This window comes from Orenia marismortui DSM 5156, assembly GCF_000379025.1.
GTDB classification, from domain to species: domain Bacteria; phylum Bacillota; class Halanaerobiia; order Halobacteroidales; family Halobacteroidaceae; genus Orenia; species Orenia marismortui.
The window spans coordinates 109,353-123,834 of the sequence record NZ_KB900621.1 but is presented as its reverse complement, the minus strand read 5'-3'; the positions used below and the strand labels follow the sequence as shown (position 1 = coordinate 123,834).

Annotated in this window: 14 protein-coding genes; 3 read left to right on the top strand and 11 right to left on the bottom strand. The window is 30.2% G+C overall.

The features are described from left to right. Positions 1-188: 188 nt before the first annotated feature. Entirely contained in the window at positions 189-1,886 is a 1,698-nt protein-coding gene (locus OREMA_RS0111980; RefSeq protein ID WP_018249503.1) for a flavin monoamine oxidase family protein, read from the top strand. 5 nt (positions 1,887-1,891) lie between these two features. Here the strand turns inward: OREMA_RS0111980 and OREMA_RS0111975 are convergent, their stop codons facing one another. From OREMA_RS0111975 to OREMA_RS0111960, 4 genes are all read right to left on the bottom strand, one after another. Further along, on the bottom strand, positions 1,892-2,950 hold the full coding sequence (locus OREMA_RS0111975; RefSeq protein ID WP_018249502.1) for a GerAB/ArcD/ProY family transporter: 1,059 nt from the start codon (positions 2,948-2,950) through the stop codon (positions 1,892-1,894). 99 nt (positions 2,951-3,049) lie between these two features. Then, the gene (locus tag OREMA_RS0111970; RefSeq protein ID WP_018249501.1) at positions 3,050-4,132 is read right to left on the bottom strand and encodes a GerAB/ArcD/ProY family transporter; all 1,083 of its coding nucleotides are present in this window, start codon (positions 4,130-4,132) and stop codon (positions 3,050-3,052) included. A 67-nt stretch (positions 4,133-4,199) separates the two neighbouring features. Next, positions 4,200-5,171 carry a YbgA family protein gene (locus OREMA_RS0111965; RefSeq protein WP_026188990.1) on the bottom strand — a complete coding sequence of 324 codons (972 nt, stop codon included), beginning with the start codon at positions 5,169-5,171 and terminating at the stop codon, positions 4,200-4,202. Between the two features lie 8 nt (positions 5,172-5,179). Continuing rightward, the gene (locus OREMA_RS0111960) at positions 5,180-6,577 is read right to left on the bottom strand and encodes a deoxyribodipyrimidine photo-lyase (RefSeq protein ID WP_018249499.1); all 1,398 of its coding nucleotides are present in this window, start codon (positions 6,575-6,577) and stop codon (positions 5,180-5,182) included. Positions 6,578-6,871: 294 nt separating this feature from the next. On the opposite strand from OREMA_RS0111960, the gene OREMA_RS0111955 reads away from it, so the two are divergent. Continuing rightward, positions 6,872-7,195 (top strand): YbjQ family protein, encoded by a 324-nt coding sequence (locus OREMA_RS0111955; RefSeq protein ID WP_018249498.1) that lies wholly within the window; start codon positions 6,872-6,874, stop codon positions 7,193-7,195. 41 nt (positions 7,196-7,236) lie between these two features. Here OREMA_RS0111955 and OREMA_RS0111950 read toward each other — a convergent pair whose 3' ends face one another. The 7 genes from OREMA_RS0111950 to OREMA_RS0111915 all read right to left on the bottom strand — a co-directional run bounded on the left by OREMA_RS0111950 (position 7,237) and on the right by OREMA_RS0111915 (position 13,537). Then, positions 7,237-7,839, bottom strand: coding sequence for a BsuPI-related putative proteinase inhibitor (locus OREMA_RS0111950; RefSeq protein WP_018249497.1), 603 nt, complete (start codon positions 7,837-7,839; stop codon positions 7,237-7,239). A 215-nt stretch (positions 7,840-8,054) separates the two neighbouring features. After that, positions 8,055-9,422 carry an alpha-amylase family glycosyl hydrolase gene (locus OREMA_RS0111945; RefSeq protein ID WP_018249496.1) on the bottom strand — a complete coding sequence of 456 codons (1,368 nt, stop codon included), beginning with the start codon at positions 9,420-9,422 and terminating at the stop codon, positions 8,055-8,057. A gap of 266 nt (positions 9,423-9,688) precedes the next feature. Further along, on the bottom strand, positions 9,689-10,255 hold the full coding sequence (locus OREMA_RS0111940; protein ID WP_018249495.1) for a TetR/AcrR family transcriptional regulator: 567 nt from the start codon (positions 10,253-10,255) through the stop codon (positions 9,689-9,691). Between the two features lie 125 nt (positions 10,256-10,380). Then, entirely contained in the window at positions 10,381-10,890 is a 510-nt protein-coding gene (locus OREMA_RS0111930) for a ferritin (protein WP_018249493.1), read from the bottom strand. 98 nt (positions 10,891-10,988) lie between these two features. Beyond that, positions 10,989-11,468 carry a 23S rRNA (pseudouridine(1915)-N(3))-methyltransferase RlmH gene (rlmH, locus tag OREMA_RS0111925; RefSeq protein ID WP_018249492.1) on the bottom strand — a complete coding sequence of 160 codons (480 nt, stop codon included), beginning with the start codon at positions 11,466-11,468 and terminating at the stop codon, positions 10,989-10,991. Between the two features lie 57 nt (positions 11,469-11,525). Next, on the bottom strand, positions 11,526-12,713 hold the full coding sequence (locus tag OREMA_RS0111920) for a S1C family serine protease (protein WP_018249491.1): 1,188 nt from the start codon (positions 12,711-12,713) through the stop codon (positions 11,526-11,528). A 20-nt stretch (positions 12,714-12,733) separates the two neighbouring features. Further along, positions 12,734-13,537, bottom strand: a complete 804-nt coding sequence (locus OREMA_RS0111915) for an MBL fold metallo-hydrolase (protein ID WP_018249490.1) — start codon at positions 13,535-13,537, stop codon at positions 12,734-12,736. A gap of 170 nt (positions 13,538-13,707) precedes the next feature. On the opposite strand from OREMA_RS0111915, the gene OREMA_RS0111910 reads away from it, so the two are divergent. Then, positions 13,708-14,481 carry a CheR family methyltransferase gene (locus tag OREMA_RS0111910; RefSeq protein WP_018249489.1) on the top strand — a complete coding sequence of 258 codons (774 nt, stop codon included), beginning with the start codon at positions 13,708-13,710 and terminating at the stop codon, positions 14,479-14,481. Position 14,482: the final 1 nt, after the last annotated feature.

Sequence of the window (14,482 nt, the reverse complement as noted above, 5' to 3'; positions counted from 1 at the left end):
CTCAGTTTATAATGAAACTCAAATCAAAGTAGAATTATGCTTCAAGCTTAAATATTCCATATTATTATAATAACTCTTTAAAAGAAAATAATCAAAGATTTAAATCATTTTTCTTAATAAAGAACTGCATAAATCTAAGAAATTACTCATAATATTATCTAGTCCATCCTAAAGAGGTGTTATCTTATATGTCAGATCAAAGGTTCTTTTTACCTCCAAATAATCCAACTACTTACCAAAGGCATCAGCTATTTAAACAAGCCTTACTTGATGTAAATAGACTTGAGGATTATAAGAATATTATTGATCTATTAAGCCCTCCACCAGACATAACAAAGCTTGCTTCCCCAGGAGCGTTTAAAGGAATAAAGGTTGGAATTATCGGAGGAGGCTTAGCAGGCTTATCAGCAGCTTTTGAGCTTAGAAAATTGGGATTTGACATTACAATATTTGACGCTTTAAAAGACCGTGTAGGTGGAAGAGTTTATACCTATTATTTTAATAAGAGTAAAGGACTGTATGGAGAATTAGGTCCTATGAGAATCCCAATCAGCCATGAAGCTACCTGGCATTATATTAATTTGTTTAACCTAAATACTCGTCCTTTTATTCAAAATAATGAGAATGCTTTTATTTATGTAGGAGATGTTAGGGTAAGAAATGATCCTTTAGGAAAAAATGTAATGAAAAAAATCTATCCTATGTTTAAACTACGAGGGTGGGAAAGGAGAACTCCATGGCAGAAGCTATTAAGCTATGGTTTAACAACACCTTTATCTAGAATCCCACCTAGAATAAGAAGAGAGATCTTAGAAATCAAAAAACATTATCACCTTCTAATTAAATATTGGACTTCCTTTAATGAACGTCAAGTTCTAGAAAAGATGAATTTGAGCCAAGGAGCCATCTCAATGCTTGGTAGTGTCAGCCCTTTTGTAGAAGACTTCTTTTATTATAGTTATTCAGAGGTTTTGCAAGAAGAATACACAGTAGCCTATAGTTTTTTATATGAAATTATAGGTGGTTTAGCTAAACTTCCTATCTCATTTTATAAATCACTCACTTCTAATACTCCAACACAGTATGATAATATTCCTACTAATAGACTAGGAAAGATAACTTGGAAGAGTGACCATCTCATTACTGAAATATCTCAAAACCCAGAAAAAAATCAAGTTATTTTAAAATACAATAACAACCTATCCTCAAATATAATCGAAAGCTTTGATTATGTTATTTGTGCCATCCCATTTTCTAGTCTACGACTTATTACTGTAGATCCATTATTTAGTACTATGAAGATGGTAGCTATTAGAGATTTAGGCTATTCTAATTCTCAAAAAACTGTCCTTCTTTGCAAGAATCGTTTTTGGGAAGAAGGTGGGGAAAATAATAGAATTATAGGCGGAGGATCATATACAGATCTACCTATTACTAGTATCTGGTATCCTTCTGACCATGCACGATGTATATATAATAATAAATGCTCTCCCAAAGAAGCTGGAGTCTTATTAGCCTCTTATAACTTCACACTTGATGCTGTACGCTTAGGAAATTTAATCAAGCCTAGACGTATTGAAGAAATAAAACGACAAGTAGAATCTGTACATGGTCTACCTAGAGGATATTTAGATAATATAGTAAAAGACTATAAAAGTGTAAATTGGAATGAGCAATCGGAATTCTATGGAGCTTTTGCTTACTTTCAACCAGAACAAAAAAGAATCTATTCTTCCACTATTATTAGACCAGAGTATAATAACAGGGTATTTTTTGCAGGTGAACATACCTCTGCTACTCATGCCTGGATGCAAGGTGCTTTAAAAAGTGGAATGAGAGCAGCTAATCAATTAGCTAAATCTTGCAAATTGAATAATAAGCTTTAAATTAATCAAGTATTTTTATTAGCTACTAAATAACCTATACTCAATATTAACAAACTTGGTATTTGAATAACTAAATATCCTACTACAAAATAATCCATATTAAGAACACTAAAGACTGGAACTTGATTTTGAAACATTGCTATCGCCATTACCATAATCGAAAAGGGAATATTTAATATTTTCCATTTCTTTAACTCAAACCATGTTTTTATTCCTTTAATCGTAATAAAATAATAAATTGAGACCTTAACAATATTCCCCGCAATCCAAGCTACAAAGATAGCAACACCTAAACCTTCTACTATTAATGTCCCTAAACTATAAAAAGGATAGCTTAATACCTGAGTCAAATCAATTCCAAAAACTATAACACAGACAATAATCAAAGCAAAAATAATAACTTGACATAAAAAATTACCTAATAAACTTGCTTTAATTGCTTGATTATTATTTTTAAAAAATTCTTTTAGAAATAATAATGAAATTGGTGGTAAGATAAACCAACTAAAAGCATAAATGCTACCTTGAAGTACTTTCTTAAAATCCATCACAAAAACTCTCAATTCTGTATTATAATTTGGATAATTTAATAACATCACCATTATAATAACTACAACTAATGAAAATAATGTAATTGTTATAGCCCTTGCTATATTTTCAATTCCATTGTACAAAAGATAGATAATCAACAATGTAAGGCCAATCCAAACACCAAAAATAAAAGTTCTTGGCATAAAAAACTGAATAAATTCAATAGTTTGAGATAATATTGTAGTAATATCGTAGATAATCACAGCAACATAAGGAAAAACTATTATCCTCCCTAGTACTGATCCAAATATTTGCTTAGCATCTTCAACTACACTTTTATTTGAAAAATCACAGCCTAATTTTAAGATAAGATAATGTAATACAAGTGCTACAGATCCAGCAACTACAACAGTAAGGCAAGCTCCTTCTTCAGCCAGACCTACTGCAATAGCAGGTACCGATAAAATGATTGTGGGGATAATAATTGCAATTACTAACCAAAAGACTTGGTAGGCACTGATCTTTTCTTCCATCTAAAAACATCTCCCAATAATTTAGAGTTAATGAAGATTATATTAACTATTATTTTTTTGCTTAATTATTACTTTTATTCAATCTGTCCTATGAACTTATTAATCAACACTACTAGATCTTGTTGCAAAGACAAAATAAAGAATAATAAACAAAAATAATGATAAGCCATATCCAAAAAATAATTGTCCTACTACAATATGGGCTAAAATATTCTCTAATAATATATTTTGAGAAGAAAAGATAGAAGATGCAGTGAATAAAATTGCAAGGGGTATGATCATATCTTTAGAATTGCTCAACTCAAATAATTCAGCAATAATCTTACTGGAAACAAAATAAAATACTGATAGTTTTAAAAATGTTCCCATAATCCAAGTAACAAAAACCATAACTTCAAATCCCTTTATTGTTAGTTTAGTCAGGTCATACACAGGAAACTTCAATGCTGAAGTTAGATCTATACCAAAAGCAGCAATAGTGATAATAAATAAAGAGATAATCAATAGTTGAATAAAAAAATTTCCGGATAAACTCTTTTTAATACTTTTCTGATTCTCTATTAAATAAGGTTTAAACATTAGTAAGAGATTGGGAATCATAACAAACCACAATAATGGTAACAAACTTCCTTTTATAATTAACTTAAATTTAAAATTTAGAGGATATATCCTATTCCAATCTACTATATCACCTCTAAATAAGATTAAAATCATCATAAAGGCTACAGCAGCAATCATTATCACTACTGCTATTTTAGAAATCCTACATAAAACTTCCACCCGATTATATACTAAATAAACAGTTAATAAACTTATAGCAATATAAAAGAATTTAGTATTTATTTGAGGCATACTAAACTCCATGTAATCAACAGTTTCAATAAAGATAAAAATAGTATCAGATAAAATTACAATAACATAAGGCAAAAGAATTATCCTTCCCCAAATAGGACCAAGAATAATCTTACAATCCTTTATAATACTCTGATTAGAAAAATTTAAACTCAATTTCAAAAGAATATAATGAAAAATCCCAGCTAATACTCCTCCTAATATCAGCGATATCCAACCTGCTGTACCAGCATCTTTAGCTAAACTAGCTGGTACTGATAAGATAAGTGTTGGTACAACTATAATTATGCTTAAATAAAAGACCTGTTGTCTACTTATCTTTTCTTTCATATTTTCACCTATTTCACAGTTTATGATATCTTTAGTTTGCTTAAATAAACTTGCTATTATCCAAGGATTAATAGTCTCTTCCTTTTCCTGAATCTTTAATCTCTATTAACTTGTCAGGATAAGGATGAAAAAAGCTCTGCTCCTTTAAATAATTCTCATCATATTTAATAATCCAAGCCTCTAAAATATTATTAGGTACACTCAAAGGAACCTTATTATCACGATACTTATCTAAAGTATCAAGAAAGAACTTCTTCTCTTGACTAGATAATTCTTTAGAAAAATAACCAAAGGCATGCATTAAGGCATTAATATTGGCTTTATAAGTAGTCATTTCTTGCAACAATTTATGTAGATGTAGTTCATACTCATTAATAACTTTATCCCAGGAAAGATGCTGCTGATTGGCTGCTATTCTACCAAGTTTTCTCATCTCTGCTTCCTTATAAGCAAAAAACAATAGCTTATTCTCTGCCTGAAATTGAACTAATCTTCCTATAGATTTAGACTCTTTAACTTTTCGGAAGCGAGCTAGTAGAAATAACTTAGTTAAAAAATCCTCCCTAATCCTAAAATTCTTCAGTCTTCCTTCATTTTCAACTATTGAATAAGGATAATTCTCCTCTACCTTCTGGGCAAACAGCCCATTAGATTTCTCTATTACCATCGAACTTTTATCTGTTCCAGAATATACTTTAGAATCTTTAGTCCCACAAGATGGGGAACGATCCTTTAGAAGAAATCCATCTACCTGATCTAATGAAGCTAAAAATTCTTCACTAAATTGATTCATCTCCTTAGTTATATCTCTGTTAGTATCTGGTTGCCACAATCTAATCTGATCCTCTTCTTTAACTAGTCTAATCGTCTTTCTTGGAACACCTAATCCTATCTCCACTTCAGGACAGACTGGAATAAATTCTACATATTCATTTAACTTCTTGATAAATTGATCATTAATCATCACTCCATTATAACGACATTTAGCAAACTCCAGACATTTACTAACAACTACAATCGGTTTCACAAGCTCCATCATTATCCCTCCTAAAATAAAGTTATCGGTAATTTAGCTTCTACTTCTCTTTCTTTACATAAATCAGCAATTCTTTTCACATAAATAGTAATATCAAACTTCCTTTTTAAGCCATTAGCATTCATATACCTAACCTTACCAAATATCTCTCTTTCTCTCCAAGCTCGATCATGTTTGCCAAAACACCAAGCTATTCCAGCAAAAGCATTTGGATCTCTCCCATCAAGGTTATATTTATTATTAAGATATAGAGCTATCTGAAAAGCCTCTTCAGGGTCTGTAGTCCATTCTAAGATCTTCTTGCCCCAGTACATTCTCATATACCCTTGCATCTTCCCAGTTAAAACCATTTCCATCTGAGCAGCATTCCAATAAATATCATGAGTCAACCCCTGTTCAAACTCTTCTCTCGTATAAATATCTTCTCTTAGATCTTCTCGATGATTATTTAATGTTTTTAAAGCCCAATCTGGTAAAATAGCTTCTAAATTAGAATCATAATTTTGATTATAATAAACATAATTAAAACTTAATTCTCTTCTAATTATTAACTGCTCTAAAAAATCATCCCTTCCTGGACTATAAACTTCTCCTACTTCAAGAGCTATATACAAAGGTGAAATCTGGCCAAAATGAAGATAAGGACTTAAATGAGAAGAATAGTCTAAGCTAGGATCATTACTTAACTCCCCATATTTATCAAGCTTATTATCAATAAATTCTTCAAAATATTTAATAGCTTCTAAGGTTCCTCCTACAAATTCATCTACTTTATTAACATTGATATCAACATCTAACTTCTTAATAACTTTATCTAAATTAGAAATATCTAACACAGGTAATTCAATATCTAAAGAAGACCTTCTTAATTCTCTTTCTTTTAATGGTACTAAATATTTATCTAATTGTTTATTTATCTTCTTTCTAATAGTATAAGCAGCATACTCTTCTTTATTTGATGCTTCTTCTATTGGAACAATTAGATTGCTTTCAACCTGTATTAATGGACAATCTATATTTTCAGCTACTACTTTCCTCCACCTTCTCTCAATATTTAAATAACCTCTATCAACTACTATCATAGATGCTTTCTTAGCCAATTTTTGTACTCCAACTTCTGGACTTTCATATCTAATAATAAAGTTAATACCACGTTTATATAAACTATCTTTAACCTCTTGTAATCCTTCAAGCATAAAATAATAATGGCGAGCATTTGCTTCAGGAAATCGATCAGTAATCCCAAAATAAACTAATAAAGTTTGGTCAAGAGAATTGGCTTTTTCAATAGCCAATTCTAGAGCATGATTGTACTCTGTTCGGTGAGAAGCTTGCATCCAATATAGAACATAGTCTCCAACTTGAACTTTATTATTATTTAAAGCTTTTATTCTAGTCTTTTGAATCATCTAATCACTCCTTAATATCTTAAAATAACAGATAAATATTAGCTCTATCTAAAGTTGAACAATTAATAACTATTACTATTAATTATTTACGCTAAAATATAAATAAATCCTTTAATAATTTTCTATCTAACTAATACACCTTAATATAATCTGAATTATCTTTACTCTTATAGGTAATATTATAATTAGTACTAAAAATCAAAACTATTGTTTGAGCTTAATCTAGTCCATATCTAATAAAAAATTCAACCTTTAAACAAAGTAATTAGTAAATAGATCATAAAAGCTAAGGAGATGATTAAAATAATTATAACTACTACTGATTATATTGCTGGTAAAGAGACAGTAAGTACTCTAGGATTAGTCAAAGGAAATACAATTAGAGCTCGCCATATTGGAAGTGATATTGGAGCGGGATTAAAAAAACTTGTTGGTGGTGAAGTAAAGGGCTATACCAAGATGATTAATGAAGCTAGAGATGAAGCTATGGCTAGAATGAGAAAAGAAGCAACTAGTTTAGATGCAGATGCTATTATCAATGTTAGGTTTGCAACCTCACAAGTAATGTCTGGAGCAGCAGAAGTCTTAGTTTATGGTACTGCTATTAAACTAAAATAAGGGCAGAATTTATAATCTGCCCTTTTAATTTTTACTACTTATTATTCAATTGCAATAAACACATCAAGTCTATAGTCACTAACCTCTTTAGCTACATTCCAACCTTGAATCCGATATACTCCTTGATCAATATCTACACCACGATCACTCTCTTGATCCCAAATTTCTTTATAAACTAAAGACTCTCCAGGTTCTAAAGTAATTACCTTAGTAGCCTGAGTAAACATCTGATCCGCTGACCAGCTCCATATTCTCTGACCTCTATTATAAGCTACTAACTCAATCCTTTGACCTGACTTATAACTTAACTTAATTGGAGTGTTAGTGATATTAGTTTTTACTAAATTAACCTTAACATATTCTCCAGCCTCATAGCTGTCTTGATCAGTAAACATTACAATTAACAATCCATTAACTACTATATAATCAAAATTCTTAGTTCTATACTCTACTCTTCTTTCACCTTCTCTAATCTCTTCTCTTTCTTCTAAATCCTCTTCAGCTCCAGGTACAACTAATACTTGACCAACTTCTACTAAATCAGGATTCTCAATATCATTTAACTCTACTAAATTCTGAACAGTAGTCCTAAAACGCTGAGCAATTTCATAAAGAGTATCTCCAGGTCTTACCCTATAAATCATACTATCACCTCCTTTATTATCTTAAGGAATATAACAAAGATACCTATCTATATCATATTCTATAGAATAGCTCAAAGTGATTTTTATAAAATAAGTTCACCAAGAAATAACATTCTTGACTAGTCAGTTAAATTTATTTAGCTAAAAAACATTAATTTTATAATCTTAAAATTAAAAAACTCTTTGTTTAATTTTAAACAAAGAGTTTTTATGATTTATTGTTTTTCTAACTTCATAATTCTTCCAAAATAAGGTGGAATATTTTTTATTTTAGCTTTATTATTATTTATAAGAAATTCCTCTCCACCATTTAATAAATCCTTTAATTTATATTCACCTACTAAATCAATATCTAAATTAAGATCTAAAGCTTTATCTGAAGAATTAACTACTACTAATAACTTTTCACCTTCATACTCTCTTAAAAAGGAAAATTGCTGATGATCCACAAAAATTTCACTATAGCTACCATAACGTAAAGATTCAAAGCTTTTTCTTATATCGGCAAGAGACTTAATAACATTTACTAAATCTCGATGTAGACTAGTCTCAGCTACTTTACTAATCTTTAATTCTGGTCTGAGCGGATCATCCTTACCATCTACCTTTTTACCATCTATTCCCCATTCACTTCCATAATAAATCGCAGGAACTCCTGGCATCATAAATAAGAGAATATGTAATGGGTACAAGTAGGCAGGATTATCAAGAGTAGTGCTAATTCTATTTACATCATGATTATCTACAAAATTATATAGTGGTAAATGCTTATATATTCCTTCTTCTCCGAATTGGCGCTTAAGAGAATAAGCAATTTCAAAGTAATTTTTATCATTATGGCTTGAATATAAGCCTTTATAACATTCATAATTAGTTATAGAATCCATCATAGCTGCTCCAGCCCACTTTCTATAATCACCATGAATTACTTCCCCTAATATCCAAAAGTCACTTCTAATCCCTCTACATAACTCTCCTAATTCAACTATGAAATTCTTATCTAGACAGTCTGCTGCATCTAATCTCAAGCCATCGATATTAAACTGATTAATCCATTCTTTAACTGCATTAAAAAGGTATTCTTTAACATCTTTATTCTTGAGATTTAATTTAACTAAATTATAGTGCCCTTCCCAAGCCTCATAAGTAAAAGGATCACCATAAGGACTTTGATAGTTAAAATCTAAACCAGCAAACCAATTACAATACTTTGAATCTTGCTGTTTTTCTAAGACATCCTTAAAAGCCCAAAACTCTCTACCTACATGATTAAAAACACCATCTAAGATTACTCTGATTCCATTATCTTGCAAATAAGCTATTAACTTTGCTAAGCTTTGATTATCACCTAATCTTCGGTCAACTTGATAATAATCTTTAGTATCATAACCATGACTATTTGACTCAAATACAGGTCCTAAATACATAGCATTTATTCCTAAATCCTTTAAGTGTTCAACCCAATCATATAACTTATCTAATCTATAGTTTACAGGTAAAGAAAAATCATTCTCCTTAGGAGCTCCACATAGACCCAAGGGATAAATGTGATAAAAAACAGAATCATTAGCCCAGCTTTTCATAATTAATTCCTCCTTATAATTTTTAAGTCATTTAATCAATATTTATATAGATAAACAACTTTAAAATAAAACTTAATAGGTATAAAGAGACACTTTTAGGTGCTAGGTGATAGGTCATAGGAGTTAGTAAGATCTTTCTATGTCCTAGCTCCTAACGCCTAACTCCAAAACTATCGCTTTATCTATCTATAACACCATTGTTAAATTTCATCTTAAAATTTAACATTAATATACCGATCGGTATAAAAAACTCAAAAAAATAATCATTAAGAATAAATCCCATGCATAAATTGATGAACTGCCTGATAGGTTAACTGCTCTTCTAACTCTAATTCCCCTGTTAAAAATAAAGTAATATATGTATTAATCATTCCTAAGAAAGTAGCAGCATAAGCTTTATGTCTTCCCTTCATATTACCATGATCTTCACTTGCTTTAATAAATAGACCTTCTAGCATTTCATACTGTTCTTTAATATATTTGCTAACTACTTTACTGGCTTCACTTTCAGGTGGTGCAAAACTCATCGCCAATTGCATCCTATAAAATGTATCTTTTTCTTTTGCAAAATTAAAATAAGCAGCTGCTATCTTATTTAAAGTCAAAGGTAAATCATGATTATAAACTAATGCTTCTTCAACTAAAGTATTTAATCGAGAAAATTTTTCTTCCAAAACTATCTCTAAAAGTCCCTTTTTATTACCAAAATAATGATAAAGAGTAGGCTTAGTAACACCTGCACATTCAGCTATCTCCTTTACACCAACCCCATCATAACCACGTATAGCAAAAAGTTTAAGGGCTACTTCTATGATTTTAGAACGATTATTCATACCATATTTCACCTCCTAAAACATTAATTAACCTTAAACTTATTATACCGTTCGGTATAGTAGCTGTCAAGAAAATAATCAAATAAAAAGAACCCCCATATAAAATGAAGGTTCTTCCTATCTAGTTACTCTCCAGCAGGAGGAGTAAAAGTTCTTTGAGCTAATTCACTATCTAACATATAAATTCCATTTCCATTCTCACCAATTCTCTCTACCTTCTTCAATAATCCATCCATTGTTGCTTCCTCTTCAACTTGCTCATCAACAAACCATTGTAACATACTAATAGCTGGATAACAGCTCTCTTCTTGAGCAATATCCATTAATTTATAGATTCGTCTAGTAACACTTTCCTCATGGTGTAAAGCATACTCAATTGCATCAGCAATAGAATCAAATTCATTTCTTGGCTCTCCAAGAGCTTTTATAACAACTCTCTCCCCCATCTCATCAATAAAATTAGCAAACTTTTGAGCATGAAAACGCTCTTCTTCTGCTTGAATTTCAAAGAAATGAGCAAAACCTTCTAGATCTTCAGCTTTAAAATAAGCTGCTATTGCTAAATAATAATGAGCTGATTCATATTCATACCTTAGCTGTTCATTCAATTCTTCTAATAATCTCTCTGCTAACATTATCTTACCTCCTAAAATTATATATACTTATGTACTATTAATAATTATTCTTTGTAAAGAAATATTATCCTGCAATCGATTATATAAATCTACCCTTCCTACAAATGATAAGGTTCATTCTTCATAATCTTAAAAGCACGATAAACCTGTTCTAATAATATTAATCTAATCATCTGATGAGTAAAGGTCATATGAGAAAAACTCAAAACATAATCTGCTGTATCTCTTATTTTTTGATGTAATCCTAATGCCCCACCAATAATAAATTCGATACTACTATAGCCTTGAACCTGTAAATTACTAATAGATTTTGCTAATCCTTCTGAAGTCATAGGCTTACCTTGAGGATCTAAAGCTATGGTATAAGACCTATTATCTATCTTATCCAAAATTTTATCTGCCTCTTCTTCTTTAACCTGATTCATCTCAGAGGAACTCAAATTACCTGATATCCGTTCATCTTTAACCTCTATAATCTCTAAATTTACATGTCTTTGTAATCTCTTAACAAACTCATTAATGCCTTGATTAATATAATTTTCTTTAATCTTTCCTACTGAAATCACCTTAATATTCACCTTCATCACCCCTTAAAACTTAATAAAAGACTAGCTTAAAGCTAGTCCTTTTATTTTCTATTCTATTGGTCGTTCTTCTAATCTCAATCTAAGGTTAAAAGTTTTATTTTCTCGATGAACTAATAAAGTAATCTTATCATTTATATCATAACTTTTCAAAATATCTTTTAATCTATCCATTCCTTCAACTTGCTGTTCTTCTATTAGGGTGATTATATCACCTTGCTCTAAACCTGCTTTATCAGCAGGACTATTTTCTATAACTCTAGCAATATATACCCCATATTCATAATCAAGACCATACTCTTTAGCTATATCAGGAGTTATATCACCACCATAGATTCCAATCCAAGGCCTAATAATCTTACCATTCTTAATTAATTTATTAGCTATATCTTTAGCAGTATTTATTGGGATAGCAAAGCCTAATCCTTGAGCTTGTCTAATAATAGCAGTATTAATTCCTACAACTTTACCCTGACTATTTAATAATGCACCACCACTATTTCCTGGGTTAATAGCAGCATCAGTTTGAATCATATTAGTTAACTCTACACCTTCTTGTATAGGCAGGTCTCTACCTAAAGCACTAATCACTCCAGTTGTTACAGTATTAGAAAAGCCATAGGGATTACCAATAGCAATGGCTAATTCCCCAACTTCTAAGTTACTAGAATCTCCAAAATTTACTCTAGGTAAAATATCCTTATTTGTCTCTATCTTCACTACTGCTAAATCTGTTACAGGATCACGACCTATTACTTCTCCCAAATATTCTTGATCATTTTTGGGAAGAATTACTTTAATCTTATTAGCACCTTCAACTACGTGATTATTAGTAATGATATACCCTTCTTGATTAAGAATAACTCCTGAACCTTCTCCTTCAACCTGCTGTTCAGTTTTACGGGCAAAAAAATCATAAATTATCCGTTCTCTCACAGTTTTTATTTTTACTATTCCAGGTCCAACTTTCTTTACCACGTCAATTACATTCAAATTCCCCTCTTTAGAAATTACTTCTTGTTGCTTAGGTAGATCTTGATTTGTTTCTTCCTTATCTTTTAAATTAGAATTTTGAATTACTTCTCCTAGTTCTTTTTCCTTTTCCATACTAGCAGTTGTCTGTTGAGAAAAAAAATAAATTAAGCTTACACCCAATAATATACCCATTATTGCAATAATAATATAGGATTTAATAGTAGATTTATGCTCATAATAATCATTTTGAGAGAATAATTCCATCATTTTCACCTCTTTTTAATTTAGCCAACTTGATAGAGAGGGCTAACCTTATCTTGTAAAGCAAAACCTAGCTTTATATCTTTGTCTAACTTAATACCTGCATCAACAAGCATATTTTTGATAGTCAGATAAGCCAATTCAGGCACATTATTATCTTTGCTTAAATGAGCTAATAATATACGAGAAACAGCATTTTGAGCTAATTCCACTACTGCAGCCCCTGCATCATCATTTGATAAATGACCTTTAACCCCCATCACTCTCTTCTTAAGTGACCAAGGGTAAGGACCTATCTTTAGCATTTCTAAATCATGGTTTGATTCTAATACAACTAAATCAGAATCAATAATTTGAGATTTTACTTCTTGGGTAATCTCACCCATATCAGTAGCTATAGCTACTTTAGCTTTTTCTGAAGTAATAGCATAACCAACAGGTTCCTTCGCATCATGAGAGATATTAAAAGGATTAATATAACAGTCGCCAATATCAAAACCATTAGTATCAATAATAAATTTATTCTTATCAGCTATGTTTCCTAACTTAGACTCAGCTTCTTCCCAAGTGCCTTTGCTTGCATAAATAGGCAAATCACATCTTCTAGACAGAACTCCTGCTCCTTGAATATGGTCATTATGTTCATGAGTGATTAAGATTGCATCTAACTCATTCACATTTAAATTAATTTCCTTCAATTTATTATTAATCCTCTTTCCACTTAACCCAGCATCAACTAATATTTTATTATTTTTAGAGCCTATATAGATAGCATTACCAGAGCTACCACTGGCTAAAGTACATACTTCTAAACTAATTACAATCATCTCCTTTAATATATATAAATTAAAATAACAATTTTGATTATTTCTCTATTAAAAAAAGGATTTAAAGAATTCAAAAGGAAACTATTAATATATCAAGTATATTAAATAAATAAAACAAAATAAACATAATATTATATCTGTTGTGACAAATATTACCAAGGAGGTTAATAATGAAATTCCCTGAATTTTTAGATAAAGCATCAAATAAAATCAAATTAGACCTTAATAGCTATAAAGAAAACCGAGTTAAAAGGCGAATTAATAATTTAATGAAAAAACACAATATAAAAGATTATAAAAGTTGCTTGAATAAACTTGGTAGTAATTCAGATTTTCAAGAAGCCTTTTTAGAGCATATGACAATTAATACATCTGAATTTTTCCGGAATCCAAAAAACTATGAATATTTACAAAATAAAATTTTCCCAGAATTATTTAATAAGAAGAATAAGATTAAGATTTGGAGCGCTGCAGCATCTAATGGTTGTGAGGCTTATACTTTAGCTATTATTCTTAATGAATTAGGTATCAAAGCAAACAGGTATCAAATTAAAGCGACAGACATTGATCCTAGTATATTAGCAGAAGCGAAAGCTGGAAAATATAAAGATAATGCCCTAAAAAAAGTACCAAAAGAGATTCTTAATAAGTATTTTACTAAAAAAGATGACCATTATCAACTAGATTCTAAAATTATGAGTAGAGTTCAATTTAGTAGACTTGATCTATTAAAAGACAGATATGATAATAACTTAGATCTTATCCTATGTAGAAATGTATTTATCTACTTTACAAAAGAAGTAAAGGATCAATTAACAACCAAACTAAGTAATTCTCTGGTAAATGACGGTATCTTGTTTTTGGGTAATACAGAATACCTTCTTAAACCAGATCAATTCAATTTAAACAAAGTATATAATTCATTTTATCAAAAGAAACAGTAAA

Bases quoted from the DNA above. Each gene is read 5' to 3' on its own strand.
- OREMA_RS0111965 (WP_026188990.1), bottom strand. From the start codon at position 5,171: ATGATGGAGCTTGTGAAACCGATTGTAGTTGTTAGTAAATGTCTGGAG.
- OREMA_RS0111950 (WP_018249497.1), bottom strand. From the start codon at position 7,839: ATGATTTATAGGGTAAGACCTGGAGATACTCTTTATGAAATTGCTCAG.
- OREMA_RS0111970 (WP_018249501.1), bottom strand. From the start codon at position 4,132: ATGAAAGAAAAGATAAGTAGACAACAGGTCTTTTATTTAAGCATAATT.
- OREMA_RS0111955 (WP_018249498.1), top strand. From the start codon at position 6,872: ATGATTAAAATAATTATAACTACTACTGATTATATTGCTGGTAAAGAG.
- OREMA_RS0111960 (WP_018249499.1), bottom strand. From the start codon at position 6,577: ATGATTCAAAAGACTAGAATAAAAGCTTTAAATAATAATAAAGTTCAA.
- OREMA_RS0111940 (WP_018249495.1), bottom strand. From the start codon at position 10,255: ATGAATAATCGTTCTAAAATCATAGAAGTAGCCCTTAAACTTTTTGCT.
- OREMA_RS0111930 (WP_018249493.1), bottom strand. From the start codon at position 10,890: ATGTTAGCAGAGAGATTATTAGAAGAATTGAATGAACAGCTAAGGTAT.
- OREMA_RS0111910 (WP_018249489.1), top strand. From the start codon at position 13,708: ATGAAATTCCCTGAATTTTTAGATAAAGCATCAAATAAAATCAAATTA.
- OREMA_RS0111915 (WP_018249490.1), bottom strand. From the start codon at position 13,537: ATGATTGTAATTAGTTTAGAAGTATGTACTTTAGCCAGTGGTAGCTCT.
- OREMA_RS0111945 (WP_018249496.1), bottom strand. From the start codon at position 9,422: ATGAAAAGCTGGGCTAATGATTCTGTTTTTTATCACATTTATCCCTTG.
- OREMA_RS0111975 (WP_018249502.1), bottom strand. From the start codon at position 2,950: ATGGAAGAAAAGATCAGTGCCTACCAAGTCTTTTGGTTAGTAATTGCA.
- OREMA_RS0111920 (WP_018249491.1), bottom strand. From the start codon at position 12,713: ATGGAATTATTCTCTCAAAATGATTATTATGAGCATAAATCTACTATT.
- OREMA_RS0111980 (WP_018249503.1), top strand. From the start codon at position 189: ATGTCAGATCAAAGGTTCTTTTTACCTCCAAATAATCCAACTACTTAC.